Origin of the sequence: Actinotignum saccati (assembly GCF_051265055.1) — a bacterium.
In the GTDB taxonomy this organism is placed as follows: Bacteria; Actinomycetota; Actinomycetes; order Actinomycetales; family Actinomycetaceae; genus Actinotignum.
This window is the reverse complement of sequence record NZ_JBOZCC010000001.1, coordinates 100,753-116,529: the sequence shown is the minus strand read 5'-3', so window position 1 is coordinate 116,529 and position 15,777 is coordinate 100,753. Positions and strand designations below refer to the sequence as shown.

At 62.3% G+C, this 15,777-nt stretch carries 16 protein-coding genes; 1 reads left to right on the top strand and 15 read right to left on the bottom strand.

Translation table 11 applies throughout. The features are described from left to right. Positions 1–10 precede the first annotated feature (10 nt). The 12 genes from ACRQEC_RS00440 to rpsP form a co-directional block, all read right to left on the bottom strand. Positions 11–946 carry a tyrosine recombinase XerC gene (locus tag ACRQEC_RS00440; protein WP_284889674.1) on the bottom strand — a complete coding sequence of 312 codons (936 nt, stop codon included), beginning with the start codon at positions 944–946 and terminating at the stop codon, positions 11–13. 21 nt (positions 947–967) lie between these two features. Beyond that, positions 968–2,326 (bottom strand): DNA-processing protein DprA, encoded by a 1,359-nt coding sequence (dprA, locus tag ACRQEC_RS00435; RefSeq protein ID WP_284889675.1) that lies wholly within the window; start codon positions 2,324–2,326, stop codon positions 968–970. After that, the gene (locus ACRQEC_RS00430; protein WP_284889676.1) at positions 2,313–3,833 is read right to left on the bottom strand and encodes a YifB family Mg chelatase-like AAA ATPase; all 1,521 of its coding nucleotides are present in this window, start codon (positions 3,831–3,833) and stop codon (positions 2,313–2,315) included. The genes dprA and ACRQEC_RS00430 overlap by 14 nt, the downstream gene beginning before the upstream one ends. Further along, positions 3,830–4,255, bottom strand: a complete 426-nt coding sequence (locus tag ACRQEC_RS00425; protein ID WP_284889677.1) for a YraN family protein — start codon at positions 4,253–4,255, stop codon at positions 3,830–3,832. The genes ACRQEC_RS00430 and ACRQEC_RS00425 overlap by 4 nt, the downstream gene beginning before the upstream one ends. Before the next feature lie 128 nt (positions 4,256–4,383). Then, complete coding sequence (locus ACRQEC_RS00420) at positions 4,384–4,707, bottom strand: DUF2469 domain-containing protein (protein ID WP_026428528.1); 324 nt, start codon at positions 4,705–4,707, stop codon at positions 4,384–4,386. Continuing rightward, positions 4,707–5,384 (bottom strand): ribonuclease HII, encoded by a 678-nt coding sequence (locus ACRQEC_RS00415; protein WP_284889678.1) that lies wholly within the window; start codon positions 5,382–5,384, stop codon positions 4,707–4,709. The genes ACRQEC_RS00420 and ACRQEC_RS00415 overlap by 1 nt, the downstream gene beginning before the upstream one ends. A 5-nt stretch (positions 5,385–5,389) precedes the next feature. After that, entirely contained in the window at positions 5,390–6,880 is a 1,491-nt protein-coding gene (lepB, locus tag ACRQEC_RS00410; RefSeq protein ID WP_284889679.1) for a signal peptidase I, read from the bottom strand. 336 nt (positions 6,881–7,216) lie between these two features. Next, a complete protein-coding gene (gene rplS / locus ACRQEC_RS00405) occupies positions 7,217–7,570 on the bottom strand; it encodes a 50S ribosomal protein L19 (RefSeq protein ID WP_016442470.1) in 354 nt (117 codons plus the stop codon). Positions 7,571–7,690: 120 nt separating this feature from the next. Further along, complete coding sequence (gene trmD / locus ACRQEC_RS00400; protein ID WP_306471115.1) at positions 7,691–9,193, bottom strand: tRNA (guanosine(37)-N1)-methyltransferase TrmD; 1,503 nt, start codon at positions 9,191–9,193, stop codon at positions 7,691–7,693. Then, complete coding sequence (rimM, locus tag ACRQEC_RS00395) at positions 9,193–9,852, bottom strand: ribosome maturation factor RimM (protein WP_284889680.1); 660 nt, start codon at positions 9,850–9,852, stop codon at positions 9,193–9,195. The genes trmD and rimM overlap by 1 nt, the downstream gene beginning before the upstream one ends. 100 nt (positions 9,853–9,952) lie before the next feature. Beyond that, positions 9,953–10,192 carry an RNA-binding protein gene (locus tag ACRQEC_RS00390; protein ID WP_026428525.1) on the bottom strand — a complete coding sequence of 80 codons (240 nt, stop codon included), beginning with the start codon at positions 10,190–10,192 and terminating at the stop codon, positions 9,953–9,955. Beyond that, positions 10,192–10,671, bottom strand: coding sequence for a 30S ribosomal protein S16 (gene rpsP, locus ACRQEC_RS00385; RefSeq protein ID WP_026428524.1), 480 nt, complete (start codon positions 10,669–10,671; stop codon positions 10,192–10,194). Before rpsP ends, ACRQEC_RS00390 begins: the two co-directional genes overlap by 1 nt. 242 nt (positions 10,672–10,913) lie before the next feature. Here rpsP and ACRQEC_RS00380 point away from each other — a divergent pair, with 242 nt between their 5' ends. Next, entirely contained in the window at positions 10,914–12,002 is a 1,089-nt protein-coding gene (locus ACRQEC_RS00380; RefSeq protein ID WP_284889753.1) for a cation diffusion facilitator family transporter, read from the top strand. A gap of 59 nt (positions 12,003–12,061) precedes the next feature. On the opposite strand, the gene ffh is transcribed toward ACRQEC_RS00380, so the two are convergent. The 3 genes from ffh to ACRQEC_RS00365 form a co-directional block, all read right to left on the bottom strand. Continuing rightward, positions 12,062–13,624 carry a signal recognition particle protein gene (ffh, locus tag ACRQEC_RS00375; RefSeq protein ID WP_284889681.1) on the bottom strand — a complete coding sequence of 521 codons (1,563 nt, stop codon included), beginning with the start codon at positions 13,622–13,624 and terminating at the stop codon, positions 12,062–12,064. 196 nt (positions 13,625–13,820) lie between these two features. After that, a complete protein-coding gene (gene ftsY, locus ACRQEC_RS00370) occupies positions 13,821–15,011 on the bottom strand; it encodes a signal recognition particle-docking protein FtsY (protein WP_284889682.1) in 1,191 nt (396 codons plus the stop codon). Positions 15,012–15,057: 46 nt separating this feature from the next. Then, positions 15,058–15,717, bottom strand: coding sequence for a hypothetical protein (locus tag ACRQEC_RS00365; RefSeq protein WP_284889683.1), 660 nt, complete (start codon positions 15,715–15,717; stop codon positions 15,058–15,060). Positions 15,718–15,777 lie beyond the last annotated feature (60 nt).

The window sequence follows — 15,777 nt, the reverse complement described above, 5'->3', positions numbered from 1 at the left end:
TAAGGATTCTTTAGGCCCGCGGGTGGGCCTGCGCGAAAGCAGCACGGAGCCTGTCGGCGCTGACGTGGGTGTAGCGCTGCGTGGTTTGCAGGGAGGAGTGACCGAGGATCTCTTGGACGCTGCGCAGGTCCGAGCCGCCGTTGAGGAGATGCGTGGCGGCGGAATGGCGCAAATCGTGGGGGGTAATATCGGGCACTCCGGCGCGGCTGGCCGCACGGTGCACGACGTCGCGCAGCGAGCGCGGGTTGAGGCGCCTACCTTGCGCCCCCAAAAAGAGAGCCCGGGTCGGTTCTTTCATCAGAGCGGCACGCGCAGGTAGGTATTCTTGCACGGCCCGCATGGCCGGCACCCCGTACGGGACCACGCGTTCCTTATTTCCTTTTCCGACGACGCGCACCGTCAAATCAGGGCGAACCTGGTCAATATCCAAGGAACATACTTCGCTCACGCGCAAACCCGCCGCGTACATGAGCTCAAGGGCCGCCCAGTCCCGGTAGGCGAGAGCTTCTCCTCTCTCAACCGCGTGGCTTTTCGCGTTGTTGAGCAATTGTTGGGCCTGGTGCTCGTTGAGAACATGAGGGAGCTCGTTGGTCACCCGAGGTGATTTCAGCCGCGCTGCCGCATCCGACGCGGTATAGCCGCACCGGTATGCCCAGGAACTAAAAGTGCGTATCGCGGCCGATTGCCGAGCCATCGAAGCCAAAGCGCTACCGTGTTCGCGCGAATGGGCTAGCCAAGCCCGCAGGTCAGCAAGATCCAGGTGTTCAAGGTCAATATCAAGGTCGGATAAGTCCTCATCCCCCGCTTTGTTTCCGGTGGATAGCTCGTGGAGAAAAGTGAGGAGGGAGAGCACCTCGTGCAGATAGGCGCGGATCGTATGTTCGGAGTATCCGCGGCGCAGCCGCAATTCTCGCTCATAACGTTCCAAGATATCTGCTACTCGCATGCTCCCCAGTTTATGCCAGTCTCAGGAGGCGCGCTGCCGGCTCGCTTCCCGGGCCTGGGGAGTCAGCCGCCACTTCCCTCCCCGACTTTCCGCAATTCCCGCTACCTCGAGTTTCCCGAGGGCCGCCATCACCTCAGCAAATCCCATTCCCGCGGTCTGCGCTATTTTATCCAGCGGCTGGTAATTACGAGCCGGTAGTGCATCGCGCACCCGCACCGCCCGCGGATCCCCGGCAAGCGGATCGGTGACGGCCAGCCCGAGCCCTAATTGCACCCCGCTGGCAAGGGCATGAGTGACCGTCCGGCTTGCTGCCCCGCTATGGTCACGAGCCGCCCCGTTTCCCTGCGCCGCAGTCCGAGTGCGATTGACGTGGAGGAGTTGCTGACCAGCGTTAAAGCCGAGCATTTCCACAATATCTTCCACCCGGGTAATGCACACCGCTCCTTCCCGCAGCAGCCGGTGACAGCCCGTTGAACACATGGCGTAAATGGAACCGGGTACTGCCCCGACCGGGATACCGTAGGTATGGGCGTGCCCCGCGGTATTAATGGCGCCTGACCTATAGGGAGCTTCAATAACAACAACGGCTTGCGATAGGCCCGCAATGATCCGGTTTCGGGCCAGGAAACGGTGCCGGTGGGGAGCATTGCCCGGTGCCGTTTCTGAAAGGGCAAGCCCGCCGGTATCAAGAATTCGCGCGAAGAGTTCCTGGTGGGCTTTGGGATAGGGACGGTTGATCCCGCTGGCGAAAACCACCGCGGTCGGAGCATTCGCGAGCACGGCGCCACGGTGGGCAGCCGCATCAATACCCATGGCTCCCCCGGAAACAATAAGGGCACCGCGTTCAGCCAGCTCGTAACTAAAATCAGTGGCGATCTTTTCACCATAGTCGGTAGCGGCGCGTGAGCCCACCATCGCGAGCGCGGGGCGATCCAGCGCCGCAATATTTCCTTTCCACCACAGCCCCAGCGGACGTTGTTCCCCGAGTTGCGCTAAGGATTGCGGCCAGGTGGGGCTACCCGGGTAGGTAAACCCGTAGCCTCGGTTGAGCAGTTCTCGGTCACGCGCAAAGCCCTGTGCATCGTACCGGGCGCCCCAGCGGCTAGCTGCCGCACGCAACTGTTCAGGAACCGGGGCGCCTGCGCGTGCTTCTTCGAGCCAGGCAAGCGCTCCGGCGTAACCGAGATTGTCGGTGAGTGCAACGGCGTGGTAGTCCTCCCCTTCGGCCAAGCGTGTCCATGCCATTGCGGCGGTTTCTTCTTCCCAACCGGCAGCGTCTGTGCCGGTGGTTTCCGGGTGGGCCGCTCCCGTTCCGGTAGTTCCCGGGTGAGCAGCTCCCGTTACGTCGCTGCTGGTCCGGGGTGTTTTATCCTCCGTCATAGCCAGAATTTCCTTTCCCGCGCAGGGCGAACGCCCCGGCAACGTCGTCGGTTGTGGGTTGTGTATGGCCGGCTAAGTCTGCGAGGGTCCAGGCAACTCGCAGGATTTTATCCGCGGCTCGCATGCTAATGAGGCCGCGGGTGAGGGCCTCACTCAGAGTCGTGCTTGAGCTAGCTGCTAACTGAGTGTGGGCCCGGAGCCAGGTGCCCGGTATCGCGGCGTTAACATCCCAGGTTTCGCCGCGGAAGCGGTAGTGTTGGCGTTCGCGTGCTTCGCGCACCCGCGCGGCCACCGTTTCACTGCTATCTCCGCTATGACCCGCGGCTAATTCCGCCCGGCTCGGCCTGGGCAGATTCACCATGAGATCGATGCGGTCCCGGAGCGGACCTCCAATACGGTGCTGATAGTGGGCGCGGTCCGCTCCCGAACAGGTGCAGGAGGTCGGGGAATCTAGTAGCCTTCCGCACCGGCACGGGTTTCCTGCTGCTACCAGTTGGAAACGAGCCGGGAAGCATACCGAGCCTTGGGCGCGGTGAATATGTATTTCTCCCGATTCCATGGGTTCGCGTAGGGACTGGATAGCCCGGGTGGTGAATTCGGGAAGTTCATCGAGGAAAAGTACGCCGTGGTGCGCGAGGGAAATGGCACCGGGGCGGGGCCGGCTTCCGCCTCCCACCAGGGCGGTGGCACTGGACGTGTGATGGGGCGCCACGTAGGGAGGCCGGGTGGTGATCTCCTCGAATTGCCCCACAATGGAGCGAATACTCGCGCTTTCTACCGCTTGAGCGCGGGTGAGAGGCGGCATGATTCCCGGTAGGCGGGTGGCCAGCATCGATTTACCCACTCCTGGTGCCCCGATCATGAGGAGGTGGTGACTTCCCGCGGCTGCTATTTCCAAGGCGTGGCGGGCCAGGTATTGGCCCCGCACCTCCGAGAGGTCGCCCATATCAGTGCTGGTGCGAGGCTGGGCTACCGGCACAGGTGGAGGCGGTGGTACCGGGTCACTGGCCGCTCCCAGGCGCTGGGCGATCTGGGTAATATGCCATATTTCTCCCACCTGGATCTGGGCGAGCTCAGCTTCCGCCCCGCAACCGTGGGGAACGATGGCGTGCTGGAAGCCGTGGTGGGCGGCGCCCAGCACACACGGTAATACTCCCCGCACCGGGCGTACCGATCCATCCAGCCCTAATTCACCCAGGAAAACCGTGCCGGGTGGCAGGTGCTTGTGGGCTTGCGCAGCGAGGATGGCGGCAGCAATCGCCACATCAAAAGCGGTGCCGACTTTCGGGGTATCTGCCGGGGATAGATTGACGGTGACGCGCCCGGCCGGGAAGCTGATCCGGGCGGCGGCGAAAGCGGCCCGGATGCGTTCGCGTGATTCGCTCACCGCCGCATCGGGCAGACCCACAATCGTGAAATTCGGCAGCCCTGAAAGGATCGCTACTTCCACCCGGATGGGCAGGCCCTGGACCCCGAGTATCGAGACGGTATGGGAGGTGCCAATCATGAGGCATTCCGCAGATGCTCGATGGTAACGGGACCACAGGTGGGCACGGTGACAGCCACGATATCCACCGCGAGATCAGGGTAGTGCGCGCCATCAGCGTGGAGCCACCGTGCCAGGAGGCAACGGAGCCTGCGATATTTTTCGGGGCTGACGGCCAGCGGTGCCGGCACCGTATTGTGCCCGCGCCGGGTTTTCACCTCAACCGCTACCAACGCACCGCTGGGTTCTTCGCGGCATATCAGGTCAATTTCCCCGCGCCGGCATCTCCAATTCTGGACCAGCACCTGGTAGCCGTGCTCCCGCACATATGCGGCGGCCACGCTTTCTCCCCACTCCCCTAGCTCCCGGGTGGTGGCGGAAGCCGAAAGTGGGGCAAGCTCGCTGCGGGCGATGCTGGCATGCAAAGTTTCACACTGGTACATGCCCCTAGTGTGGCGCGGATATTACCGATGGTGGCTCGAGGGGTGCGTGGCTGGGGATAGCGTCGTCGTTTCAGAAACCTGTGGATAAAAGCGAGCTCCCCTGGAACTCACAACGCAACAGCCCCCAATTAAAGAGAGGAGCCGGGAAGATCGAGTTCGCGGGTAATATCGGTCTGGTTGAGCTCTTCAATATTGACGTCTTTGAAGGTCACCACGCGTACCGAGCGGATGAACCGGGAGGTGCGGTAGATATCCCACACCCACGCGTCGGTGAGATTCACTTCGAAGAACACATCCCCGGCCGTGGAGGATCGCACTTTCACGTCTACGTCGTTGGCGAGGTAGAAACGCCGTTCGGTTTCCACCACGTACCGAAAAATCTTCACAACATCGCGGTACTCGCGATATAACGCGAGTTCCAGTTCGGCTTCGTAGCCGTCAATCTCGCTCATTATTCACTCCTTACCGCGGGCAAATGCCACGACATTCGATGATACGGGCTCGGCCCCACCTGCGCGATGGCATCGAGGTGGGAGGGCGTACCGTACCCCTTGTTATGTTCCCAATCGTAATCGGGAAATTCTTTCGCGAGCGCCTCCATGTAGCGGTCTCGTTCAACTTTAGCGACGACGGACGCCGCGGCAACCCCGGCGCAGGAAGCATCCCCTTTAATCACGGTGGTGACCGGAAGTTGCGGGACGGTCGGTTCGGCATCGAAAAGGGAATCCTGGGCCCACCAATTGTGCTTTCCGTCAAGAAGAACGGCATCGGGGCACAATCCGACTTTTTCCAGCTGGGCGAGGGCGTCCGCGGCGGCGCAGCGCAAGGCTTCAATAATTCCGACCTGATCGATAACGCTAGCGGGGGCGCTTCCTACCGCAACCGCGAGCGGCCAATCACGAGCAGCCTGGTAGATCGTTTCGCGGCGGTGCGCGCTTAACATTTTCGAATCGCGTAATCCGGGCGGGAAAGCATCCGGAGTGCTCCCGTCCAGGAGGGCAATACCCACGCAGACCGGCCCGGCGATGGCGCCGCGACCCACCTCATCCACGGCGGCGAGAATACGCCCGCCGCGTGCCTGGAGCCGAGCCAACAGTTCTTTTTCAACGGTGCGATCAGGTTCCTGCACGCGTACTACCTGCCCTGCCCGGAGAGCGTGGCGCGAGGCAGCCCCGGCTGGGCCGCCGTGGCCGCGTATAAGGAGCGCGGATCAACAGGGTTCTCCGGCAGCGCAACCCGTACACTTGCCGGCGCGGCAGGTTCGGGAACCCCGGCGAAGACGTGGCTCATATCAGGTAGGCGCCCGTGGCGGCTCCACGGAGCAAAAACGTACCAGGCCCGGCCCACCACGTTATCTACCGGCACGAATCCGTTTCCGGATTCGCGCTGATGCCACCGCGAATCCTTCGAATTAGCGCGGTTATCCCCCATCATCCACAGGTACCCTTCCGGGACCTTCACCTCAAATTTCTGCAAGGAGGGTGAAACCCCGTAATTGAGATATTCCTCCGTGATCGGCACGCCGTTGACCTGCAAACGGCCATCTTCCCCGCAGCAGCTGACGGTATCCCCACCCTTCGCGATAATTCGTTTCACCAGGTAGTGACCAGAATCCGCCGGGAGAAGCCCGATGCCTTGCAGGATACGAGTGCCGGTTTGGGCAATCCAGGAGCGGTTTTCTTCCACATCATCCAGCCAGCCGCCCGGGTCCACAAAGACCACGATATCGCCGCGGCGTAAGTCCTCATTATCGGTCACCATGCGGTTGACGAAGAACTTGTCCCCGGTACTCAGCGTGGTTTCCATGGAACCAGAAGGCACGTTAAAAGCTTGGATAAAGAAGGTTTTGATAATGACGGAGACCAGAAGAACGACGGCGACAGTGAGGGCCATCTCCACTACGCTACGCAAGCGTGAATTACGCACGGGGGCTTCCCGGGTCTCAGCATCGGGGCGCACCGGGGCAACCTCAGGAGGGTACGAGGGCGGCTGCTCCATATTGGCAGCGGAGGGCTGACCGTCCGTGGTATTCATGGTGACTCCTCCGTGGTTGACATGTGCTTCCGCCCGGGCCAGATCATCTCGCAAAGCTTCGGCATAGAGGCCTTCATCTGCGTTGGAGAGCTGCTCCGTGAGCGTCAGCCGTAAGCGGGCTTCAGCTGAATTTATCTTAGCCGGCCCCTTCGACACGTTTTTTGCCCCGTTGGACTCCGGTGGTGCGGACGAGCAAGGCGCCGGCTCTGGCGCTGGTGCTGGTGTTGCTGAGGTGTGCCCCGTTGCGGGGTGCGCGGCTGGAGCAGCGGCGGCGGAAGCAACAGGAGCCCCGGTGAAAGCGACGGGACCGGCGGCGGGAGCAATGGTGGCAGCGTCAGGAGTGGCCCCGGAGGCGGGTGACTCCTCCGCATCAAATAGCTCATCAAGATCCGGTAGCTCATCCGCATCCGCGGCCACTGACGGTTCGAGGAACGCCGGGGCCTCGAGCGGCTCCGGCAGCTCAGGTGAGGTAGGGGTGGAGGTAGGGGTAGCGGCCCGGCGACCGCGAATCTGGCTCCAGGAGGTCCGCCCTGCTGGCCACCGCGAGGCATCCTTCGATGCCCGTGACCCGCCTGACGTGCCCTCGCCCATACGCCCCTCCGCCCTGGATTAGATAAAAGATACGCGTATTCCATGCTACCAGCGCACGTGAGCGTACCTAGGGTTATCCGCGCCGTCGCGCCACGCTATTTTGGGCAGGCTCCAGGAATGCTCCAGCCCTCGCTCACGGTTGGGGTATATAGGGGTCTAGAGGGGGCTATAGGACACTTGGGGCTGCGGATTGTTTATCGGCTATCTCCGGTTAGTGGCGGATACCGGGGATAATTGGCGGTTACCGTGGGTTAGTTGCCAGGATCCACGCGGGTAGAAAAATGGACCCGCACCGAGATGCGGGTCCATATGTGAACGAGAAGTTCGTACCGTTCCTTACTTGGAATCGGTGCGACGTTCGCGAATCTTCGCTGCCTTACCGTGGCGATCACGCAGGTAGTACAGCTTGGCGCGACGCACGCGACCGCGGGTAATCACTTCGATTGATTCGATGGAAGGCGAATGCACCGGGAACTTACGTTCCACGCCCACCCCGAAGGAAATCTTGCGGACATCGAAGGTGGCGCGCAGGCCATCACCCTGGCGGGCGATAACAACACCCTGGAACGCCTGGGTACGGGTGCGGTTACCTTCCACGACGCGCACGTTCACACGCACGGTGTCACCGGCGCGGAAATCGGGGATATCGTCGCGCAAACGCGAAGCATCAACTACATCAAGAGTCTGCATTATTCATTCACTTTCCGCCTCTGCACGCAGGCCAGGGGCGCTGTTATCGGTTAAGATCTCGCCGATGCGCGACCCCCTGCGGCAGGCTCAGCGCATTATGAAAGCGAGGAAACTCCACTATTATGCCACAGTCAGCGGACAGGCAAAAATAAGATCCGAGTTGACTACCTCACCCACCTGGAATTCTCGGGTTGCGACCTTTCGGAAGCCGCAGCGTTTGTAGAAGCGTTGAGCGCGCCGGTTGTCTTTATTCGTTCCGAGCCACAGGTAGGGTGCTGGTGCTGAATCGGCGTCCGAGATTCGGGCCCGGCATGCCTCCACCGTTGCCCGCCAGAGCAGATCCGCTACCCCGCTCCCGTGCCAGCTGCGCTCCACATAGAACTTAGATAGCTCGAGCAACGGGCCGTCTCGATCCGGAAGATGCACGAATGGCGCACCGTCCTCACGCCCGGCTACGTCGTCGCCCCCTATTCCCACCACGCTATCGGGCAGCAAAGTGAGACTGTACCCCAGCAATTCCCTGCGCGACTCTCCACTGGCGGCACGCACCACCACCGCCATCCAATGCGGATCAGCAAGGTAGTTTTCGAAAGCTGCGACGGAGAGGTTCTCGGTCACGAAAGCGGCGATATCCGCCTCGCTGAGGTAACGCGGGCACGCATCGGGGAAGGTGCGAGTGGCCAGCTCAGCCAGCTCGGTTGCGGTGCGCCGTCGCGCCCCGTGCAGTCGCGCCCCGTCTGGGAACGCACCGTCCGGGAACGCACCGTCCGGTTGCGCCCCGTCGCCAGAAACGACGGCGCCAGCAGCCCCCAGCACCTCAGTATCCACCGCTACCGGATGGGGGTCACTGGTGCGCCATACGTAGCCTGCCGCGCCAAGCGCCGGTCGGTCGTGTTTGTCCAGCTGCGAGGTATCCAGCTCCGCGATCATATCGGGACGGCGCGCGGCGGTGCGCGCAATAGCTTCGTCGCGCCGGTAACGCGCCACCGCCCCGTGGTTACCGCTCAGCAGCACGGCTGGCACCTCGAGCTCGCGCCAGCTAACGGGGCGGGTGTAGACGCGGTACTCGAGCAGGCCGGCCGCGCCGTGTGATTCTTCCACGAGGGACTCTGGGTTACCCACCATGCCGGGAATGAGGCGGGTAACGGCCTCCACGAGAGCCACTGCCGCCACTTCCCCACCGTTGAGGACATAGTCCCCGAGGGAAAACTCCTCCACGCGCACCCCGTGCCCGCGGTAATGTTCAGCTACCCGCGCATCGATTCCCTCGTAGCGCCCGCAGGCGATGATGATGCGTTCCCGGGTTGCCAGGTCTTCCACGAGGCGCTGGGTGAGGGGCCGCCCGGAGGGGGTGGGAATAGCGAGGGTGATTGTTTCCGGGGCGCTCGGACCGATAAGATCATCGAGCGCACGGCCCCAGACGTCAGGTTTCATGACCATGCCGGCCCCGCCCCCGATGGGAGTATCGTCCACGGTGCGGTGGATGTCGCTGGTCCAGTCGCGCAGATTGTGGGTGCGAATGTCGACGACGTCGCGACGGCGCGCCTTGCCCACCAGTGACAAATCGAGAACATCGAAGAATTCCGGGAAAACCGAGACAAGGTCAATGCGCAGGCCCGCCATTACTCAGCGTCCTCCGCACCGTCTTCCTCCGTAGCGTTCGCTTCGGAAGTGCTTTGCTCCGCGCCGCTTGCACCTTCGCCGCTTTCCCCCAGGCCACTTTCCCCCGCGGCGCTGAGGGCGCCGGCCAGGTCATCACCTTCCACCACAATCATGTCGTCATCGGAGAAAAGCCCGGCCGGGGCATCCACAACGATGCAATGGTCATCCAAGTCCACAGCGGTCACGATCTCACGCACGAAGGGAACGCGGGCGATGCGGCCATCAGGCTCACGCACCACCAGGACATCCTGGGCGGGGCCATTCTCCAAACCGGTGATAATTCCGAGCTCGTAGCCTTCCGGGTCGAGTACTTCCAGACCGCGTAACTCGTGGGCGTAATAGGCGTCTTCTTCAGGCTCGTCTTCATCGGTTTCCACGATGAGTCGCACCCCGCGCAGTGCTTCGGCGGTATCGCGGGTGGTTGATTCAGCGAAGAGCGCGTAGGTGACTCCCTGGTATTCGCGGGTACGGGTGATGGTGAGCGGCCCGAAATCCGCCGGATCGGTTTCTAGCTGGGTCCCGACCGCGAGGCGGCGTGCGGGTGAATCCGTGCGCACATCCAGGCGGACTTCCCCTTTGAGTCCGTGCGGCGCCCCGATAATAGCTACCGTCAGTTGCATCGTGTCCTTCTTTCAACTCCCGCACACGGCGGGCAACGGTGGTGGCTCATACAAAACCGGCCCGCAACCCCGAAAGGTTGAGGGCCGGCATGCCGCTACGTTAGTTACGATCCGTTTCGATAACGTCCACGCGCACGGAGCCTTCATCCGAAAGTGCGTTGACGACGGTACGCAGAGCCTTGGCGGTACGCCCGCCACGGCCGATCACCCGACCGAGATCGTCAGGGTTCACCCGAACTTCCAGAAGTTCGCCACGACGATTACGTGATGCCGAAACCTTGACATCATCCGGGTAATCAACAATTCCCTTGACCAGGTGTTCCAGAGCGTCCGTCAGCATTAGGCTTCCTCAGTTTCCGCTTCGGTAGCGTCGCCGGCTTCGGCTTCCCCAGCTTCGGCGGCGGCAGCAGCCGCGGCTTCCGCTTCAGCCTTCGCCTTCGCTTCGGCGGCGGCAGCACGGCGCTTTTCGGCGTCGTCCTGAACCTTCTTGACCGCTGCGGCGCGCGCTTCTTCAGCGTTCACAGTTTCCGGAACACGCAGCCGGCCTTCCTGGCCATCCTTGTATCCCTTGAACTTCTGCCAGTCACCGGTCACCTTAAGCTGCGCGAGCACAGCTTCGGTGGGCTGAGCACCCACGCCGAGCCAGTACTGGGCCCGATCAGAATCAATGCGGATGGTGGACGGCTGGGTATTCGGATCGTAGTAACCGATTTCCTCAATAACCTTGCCATCGCGCTTGACACGCGAATCCGCCACGACGATACGGTACTGGGCCGCACGGATCTTACCCATGCGCTTCAAACGAATTTTGACTGCCACTTTTGTGGTCAATCCTTTCTCATTGGGGTGGGTTACCCGGCCGGTTGGGGGACGCGCACCGTGCAACCCGTGAACACAGATGACACCGGGTTGAGAGGGACCCGGCATCTTCCAAGTACATCTAGCTATTCTGCCAGAATTTCCCAGCGGAGGGAACCAGTAATGTGTGGCTGCGCGGTGAGATCACTTACGCCGCGCCGTCCCACCGTTTCAACCTGACAAGCCCCACGGTGCCTGGCAAGATGGGAGGCGTGAATACCACCGTCTCTCCCACCGTCTCTCCCGCCGCCGCACCTGCGGGCACCGTCGCCGCCGTGGACTCCCCCGCCGCCACACCCGCGCCTACCTCGAAGTTGGTGCGCTATGCCTGGCTCTCCGTTGCGGCAGCTCTCATCACTATTGCGCTCAAAGCGGCTGGATATTGGCTCACGGGTTCGGTGGGTCTCCTCTCCGATGCCTCGGAATCGCTGGTCAATCTGGCAGCTGCGGTAGTTGCGGTGCTGGCTCTTTCCGCGGCTGCGAAACCCGCCAATGAGCGCTATACCTACGGGCGCTCGAAGGCTGAATATTTTTCTTCCGCCGTGGAAGGCGCAATGATTTTCGCGGCGGCCGGTTTTATTATTTTTTCCGCCGTTGATCGCATTATTCACCCCCAGCCGCTCTCGGACCTGGGATGGGGGCTAGGAATTGTGGCGCTTGCGTCGCTGGTCAATGGGGTTGTCGGCGCTATCCTGCTGCGCGCCGGTGCGAAGCACCGTTCCCCCACCCTGCGCGCCGACGGCAAACATCTCCTGACAGACGTGGTCACGTCCGCCGGGGTGATCGTGGGTGTGGGGCTGGTGGCGCTAACCGATCAGCCTCTTCTCGACCCCATCGTCGCTATCCTGGTCGCGGCCAATATTCTATTCACCGGGGTTAAGCTGCTGCGGGAGTCACTGGCGGGCCTTATGGACGCGGCCCTTCCCGACCCGGATACCGAGAAAATCGTGGCGATTCTGCGTTCGCATACCCGCCGTAACGTGCGTTTCCACGGGCTGCAGACCCGGGTGGCGGGGCGTGAATCGTTTTGTAATTTTGATCTGCTGGTACCCTCCACCTGGACGGTGCGCGAGGGCCACGAACTCGCCGAGGATATCGCGGAGGAATTACGCGCCGCCGTGCCCCATCTGCGTGCCCTCATCCACGTGGAGCCTCTGGAAGACCCGCGTTCCTACGAAGACATTCCGGAAGGTTACGTGCCGCTGGGTGGTATTTCTGATGCGGTTCCGGATATCGTGGTGGAGGCTTTAACCACGGGGAAGAACGACGACGCCGGTCCCTCCCAGAAATAACCACGTGGCCAAGAACAACGTAGCGGGCAAGATTCCTCCTGCCCGCTGCACCGTCGTCGTTATTTAAGGAAGCGCTTGAGCTCTTCCATACTTGCCATATCGGGCGCCGCCTGAGCTGCGCCAGGAAGCTGGGCTCCCTTGCCGAAGGCTGATCCCTGTTCGGCACGCTGCCGTGCCGCCGCGGCTTCGGCTTCCTGACGGGCCCGTTTCGCCGGATTACCCGAACGCCCCTTCTTACCGCCCGAAACGTTCTTCTTCGCGCGTTTCTGTTTGCGTGAGCCACCGCCAACGCCGGGCATACCGGGCATTCCCGGCATCCCGCCGCCGCGACTCATCTGCGTCATCATCTTCGCGGCGCCCTCAAAGCGCTGCACCAGCTGATTGACTTCCTGAACGGTGGTACCCGAACCGCGAGCGATGCGCTGACGGCGCGAGCCGTTGAGGATTTTCGGGGTACGGCGCTCGGCGGGCGTCATGGACTGGATAATGGCTTCCACGCGCCCCATCGAGGATTCATCCCACTGCTCGAGGGCTTCGCGGTACTGCCCCATTCCGGGCAGCATCCCCATGAGTTTCTTGAGGGAACCCATCCGTTTGATTTGGTTCATTTGCACGAGAAAATCATTGAGGTCGAAGGACCCCTCGCTCATTTTCTCGGAGAGTTCGCGTTGCTGTTCCTGCGTCCAGGTGGCTTCAGCCCGTTCGATGAGGGAGAGAATATCGCCCATATCGAGGATGCGCGAAGCCATGCGATCAGCGTGGAAGCGTTCGAAATCTTCCAGTTTTTCACCGGTGGAGGCGAAAAGGATCGGTTTGCCGGTCACGCCGCGCACTGAGAGCGCCGCGCCGCCGCGGGTATCACCGTCGAGCTTCGTGATAACCACTCCGGTGAAGCCAACGCCGTCTTGGAATGCCTTCGCGGTGGCGACCGCGTCCTGGCCGATCATGGCGTCGATAACGAAGAGTACTTCGTCGGGATTGACGGCGGCCCGGATATCGGCGGCCTGCTGCATGAGGACCTCGTCGATGCCCAAACGCCCGGCGGTGTCCACTACGACGGCGCCGTAGCCGTTCGCGGCAGCGTAGTCCACGCCGCTGGCGGCCACCTGGATGGGGTCACCCACCCCGTTACCGGGTTCAGGAGCCCACACATCTACCCCGGCGCGTTCGCCCACCACCTGGAGCTGTTGCACGGCGTTGGGGCGCTGCAAATCGGAGGCCACGAGGAGCGCCTTGCGGCCCCCGCGCGCGAACCAGCGCCCGAGCTTACCGGCCAGCGTGGTTTTACCCGCGCCCTGGAGGCCGGCGAGCATGACCACGGTGGGCCGCCCCTGCGCGAAATTCAGTTCCCTGGTTTGCCCGCCGAGAATCTCGATGAGTTCGTCATTAACAATTTTGACGATCTGCTGGGAGGGGTTGAGGGCCTGGGAGCGCACCGCACCGGTGGCGCGTTCGCGCACCGCGGCGGTGAACTCGCGCACCACGGGAAGCGCGACGTCGGCGTCCAGGAGGGCACGCCGAATCTCACTAATAGTGGTTTCTACATCCGCCTGGGTGAGGACACCCTTGGAGCGCAGATTCTTGAATGCACCGGAAATCCGGTCGGAAAGATTATTAAACACTGGCCAGCCTTCGCGTCAAAAACTCGTTCCATTGTAAAGCAGGGGGTGCGGTCGCGCATATGTACCGCTGGTGCGGCGGCGTGCCCGCTGGTGCGGCGGTAGGGTGCGGCGGTAGAGCTACCCGCCAACGCAGCGCCGGGATACCCGCCCGCGCATCTCTGCCCGCTCCTTGTCCCACGCGCCGCGCTTCCCACACCTAGCTCAGCAGGGAATCGACGAAACCTTCCGGATCGAAGGGGGCCAGGTCGTCCGGCCCCTCCCCCAGACCCACCAGTTTGACGGGCACGCCCAGTTCGCGCTGCACCGAAATAACGATGCCGCCCTTGGCGGTGCCGTCCAGCTTAGTGAGCACAATACCGGTCAGCCCGGTCACCTCCGCGAAAACGCGAGCCTGCTGCATCCCGTTTTGCCCCGTGGTGGCATCCAGGACGAGAAGAACTTCATTGACCGGCGCGGTACGTTCCATAACACGCTTGATCTTTCCAAGTTCGTCCATGAGCCCGGCCTTATTTTGGAGGCGTCCAGCGGTATCCACAATAACCACGTCCACTCCGGCGGCATCGGCCTGCGCTACCGCATCGAAAGCGACGGAGGCCGGATCGGCACCTTCGCGATCCGAACGCACCACATCGACTCCCACCCGGTCACCCCAGGTGACCAGCTGATCAGCTGCAGCCGCCCGGAAGGTATCAGCCGCCCCGAGCAGCACCGTGGTTCCCTGCGCGCGCAGCAGGCGCGCGAGCTTACCCACCGTGGTGGTTTTCCCGGTGCCGTTCACGCCCACCATAAGGACCGCCGCGGGATGCACTGCTCCAGAATCCGCTTCGCTGCGGGTGAGGTTGAGGGAACGATCCATATCCGGACCCACATGGCGCAGCAGTTCCTCGCGCAAAATCTCACGCACCCGCTGCGGGTCGCTGGTGCTTTCAATTTTCACCCGCGAGCGCAGGCCCTCCATGATCTCACTGGTAGCATCCAGCCCCACATCGGCCATGATGAGGGTATCTTCTAGTTCTTCCCAGTCCGCCGCGGAAAGATCCCCGCGGGAGAGAATCGCCAAGAGTGCCTGACCGAAGCCGCCCGAGCGGGCCAGCCGGGCCCGCAGGCGCTGCATTCGGGAAGGAATCGATTCGGGTTGTTCAACCGCTGGGACGGTGACAATATCCGGGGTGGCGTCACCGGCGCTTTCACCGGGGGTTTCGCCGGGCGCCTCCGCATCGGTGCCCTCCGCGGTTTCTGCCGCACCATCCCCTTCAAGAACCGGGGTATCCCGGCGTTCCAATTCCTCCCGCCGCTGGTTCTTCTTAACCAGGGAAATGACGAGGGGAACAAGGAGGAGGGCGGCAACGCCCGCGATGACAAGTGCAAGAACTACAGGATTATCCACCCCTCCAGTCTTGCAGAGGGGGGCAAGTTTTTCCACCTAGAAGGTTTTAGGCACTGCGCCGTTCGCGCTCGTCAGTATCCTCAGGCACGAAGCCTTCCGCATCATTAACGCCGCGGTTTTGCTCGCTCATACCGCCACTCGCCACGTCACTGCCCATATCCACGATCAGCGTTTCTTCCAGCTCCACCGTGATATCTGCACCGTGGCCTTCTTCCGGTGCCTCCACGGCGCCATCCACAAGGTCAGCACCGTCCGCACTGTCCGCGGCATCCGCACCCTCCACACCTTCCACGACTTCTGCGACGCCCGCACCCTCCACTTCCGCGGGGTTCTCTTCATCGGCGGTCACGGCGCGCCGGCGCAGCGGCGGGGCCGGAATACGAGCCCGCAACTTTTCACTATTGCGGCGCACCGTTTCCGAGATTTCACGCTCCGTTTCCCGCGCGCGGTCAAAGTGCTCATCGAGGGTTTCGGAAGTGATATAGGCTTCGGATTCGTGCGCGAAAGCCTCGAACATATCGTCTACCGCCGTATCGTGGTGGACGATGTCATAGGTGTCCATATCGAGTTCATCAGAGCGCCACGCGTCAAAAGATTCCGCGACGGATGTTCCAGCGCTTTTCCCGGAATTCCGCGCAAAGGACAGGGCATACACCAGCGCTGCGGCAGCGATAATGATGGCGATTACAACGATGATAAGGGGCACGGTCTCATTATGAGAATTTTTGGGGCGGACGGCTACCTCCAACCCGCCCGCGAGCGGAAT

What these genes read in the sequence shown, in the direction of transcription:
- ACRQEC_RS00440 (WP_284889674.1), bottom strand. Translation starts at nt 946, where the DNA reads ATGCGAGTAGCAGATATCTTGGAACGTTATGAGCGAGAATTGCGGCTG.
- dprA (WP_284889675.1), bottom strand. Translation starts at nt 2,326, where the DNA reads ATGACGGAGGATAAAACACCCCGGACCAGCAGCGACGTAACGGGAGCT.
- ACRQEC_RS00430 (WP_284889676.1), bottom strand. Translation starts at nt 3,833, where the DNA reads ATGATTGGCACCTCCCATACCGTCTCGATACTCGGGGTCCAGGGCCTG.
- ACRQEC_RS00425 (WP_284889677.1), bottom strand. Translation starts at nt 4,255, where the DNA reads ATGTACCAGTGTGAAACTTTGCATGCCAGCATCGCCCGCAGCGAGCTT.
- ACRQEC_RS00420 (WP_026428528.1), bottom strand. Translation starts at nt 4,707, where the DNA reads ATGAGCGAGATTGACGGCTACGAAGCCGAACTGGAACTCGCGTTATAT.
- lepB (WP_284889679.1), bottom strand. Translation starts at nt 6,880, where the DNA reads ATGGGCGAGGGCACGTCAGGCGGGTCACGGGCATCGAAGGATGCCTCG.
- rplS (WP_016442470.1), bottom strand. Translation starts at nt 7,570, where the DNA reads ATGCAGACTCTTGATGTAGTTGATGCTTCGCGTTTGCGCGACGATATC.
- trmD (WP_306471115.1), bottom strand. Translation starts at nt 9,193, where the DNA reads ATGGCGGGCCTGCGCATTGACCTTGTCTCGGTTTTCCCGGAATTCTTC.
- rimM (WP_284889680.1), bottom strand. Translation starts at nt 9,852, where the DNA reads ATGCAACTGACGGTAGCTATTATCGGGGCGCCGCACGGACTCAAAGGG.
- ACRQEC_RS00390 (WP_026428525.1), bottom strand. Translation starts at nt 10,192, where the DNA reads ATGCTGACGGACGCTCTGGAACACCTGGTCAAGGGAATTGTTGATTAC.
- ACRQEC_RS00380 (WP_284889753.1), top strand. Translation starts at nt 10,914, where the DNA reads ATGGGAGGCGTGAATACCACCGTCTCTCCCACCGTCTCTCCCGCCGCC.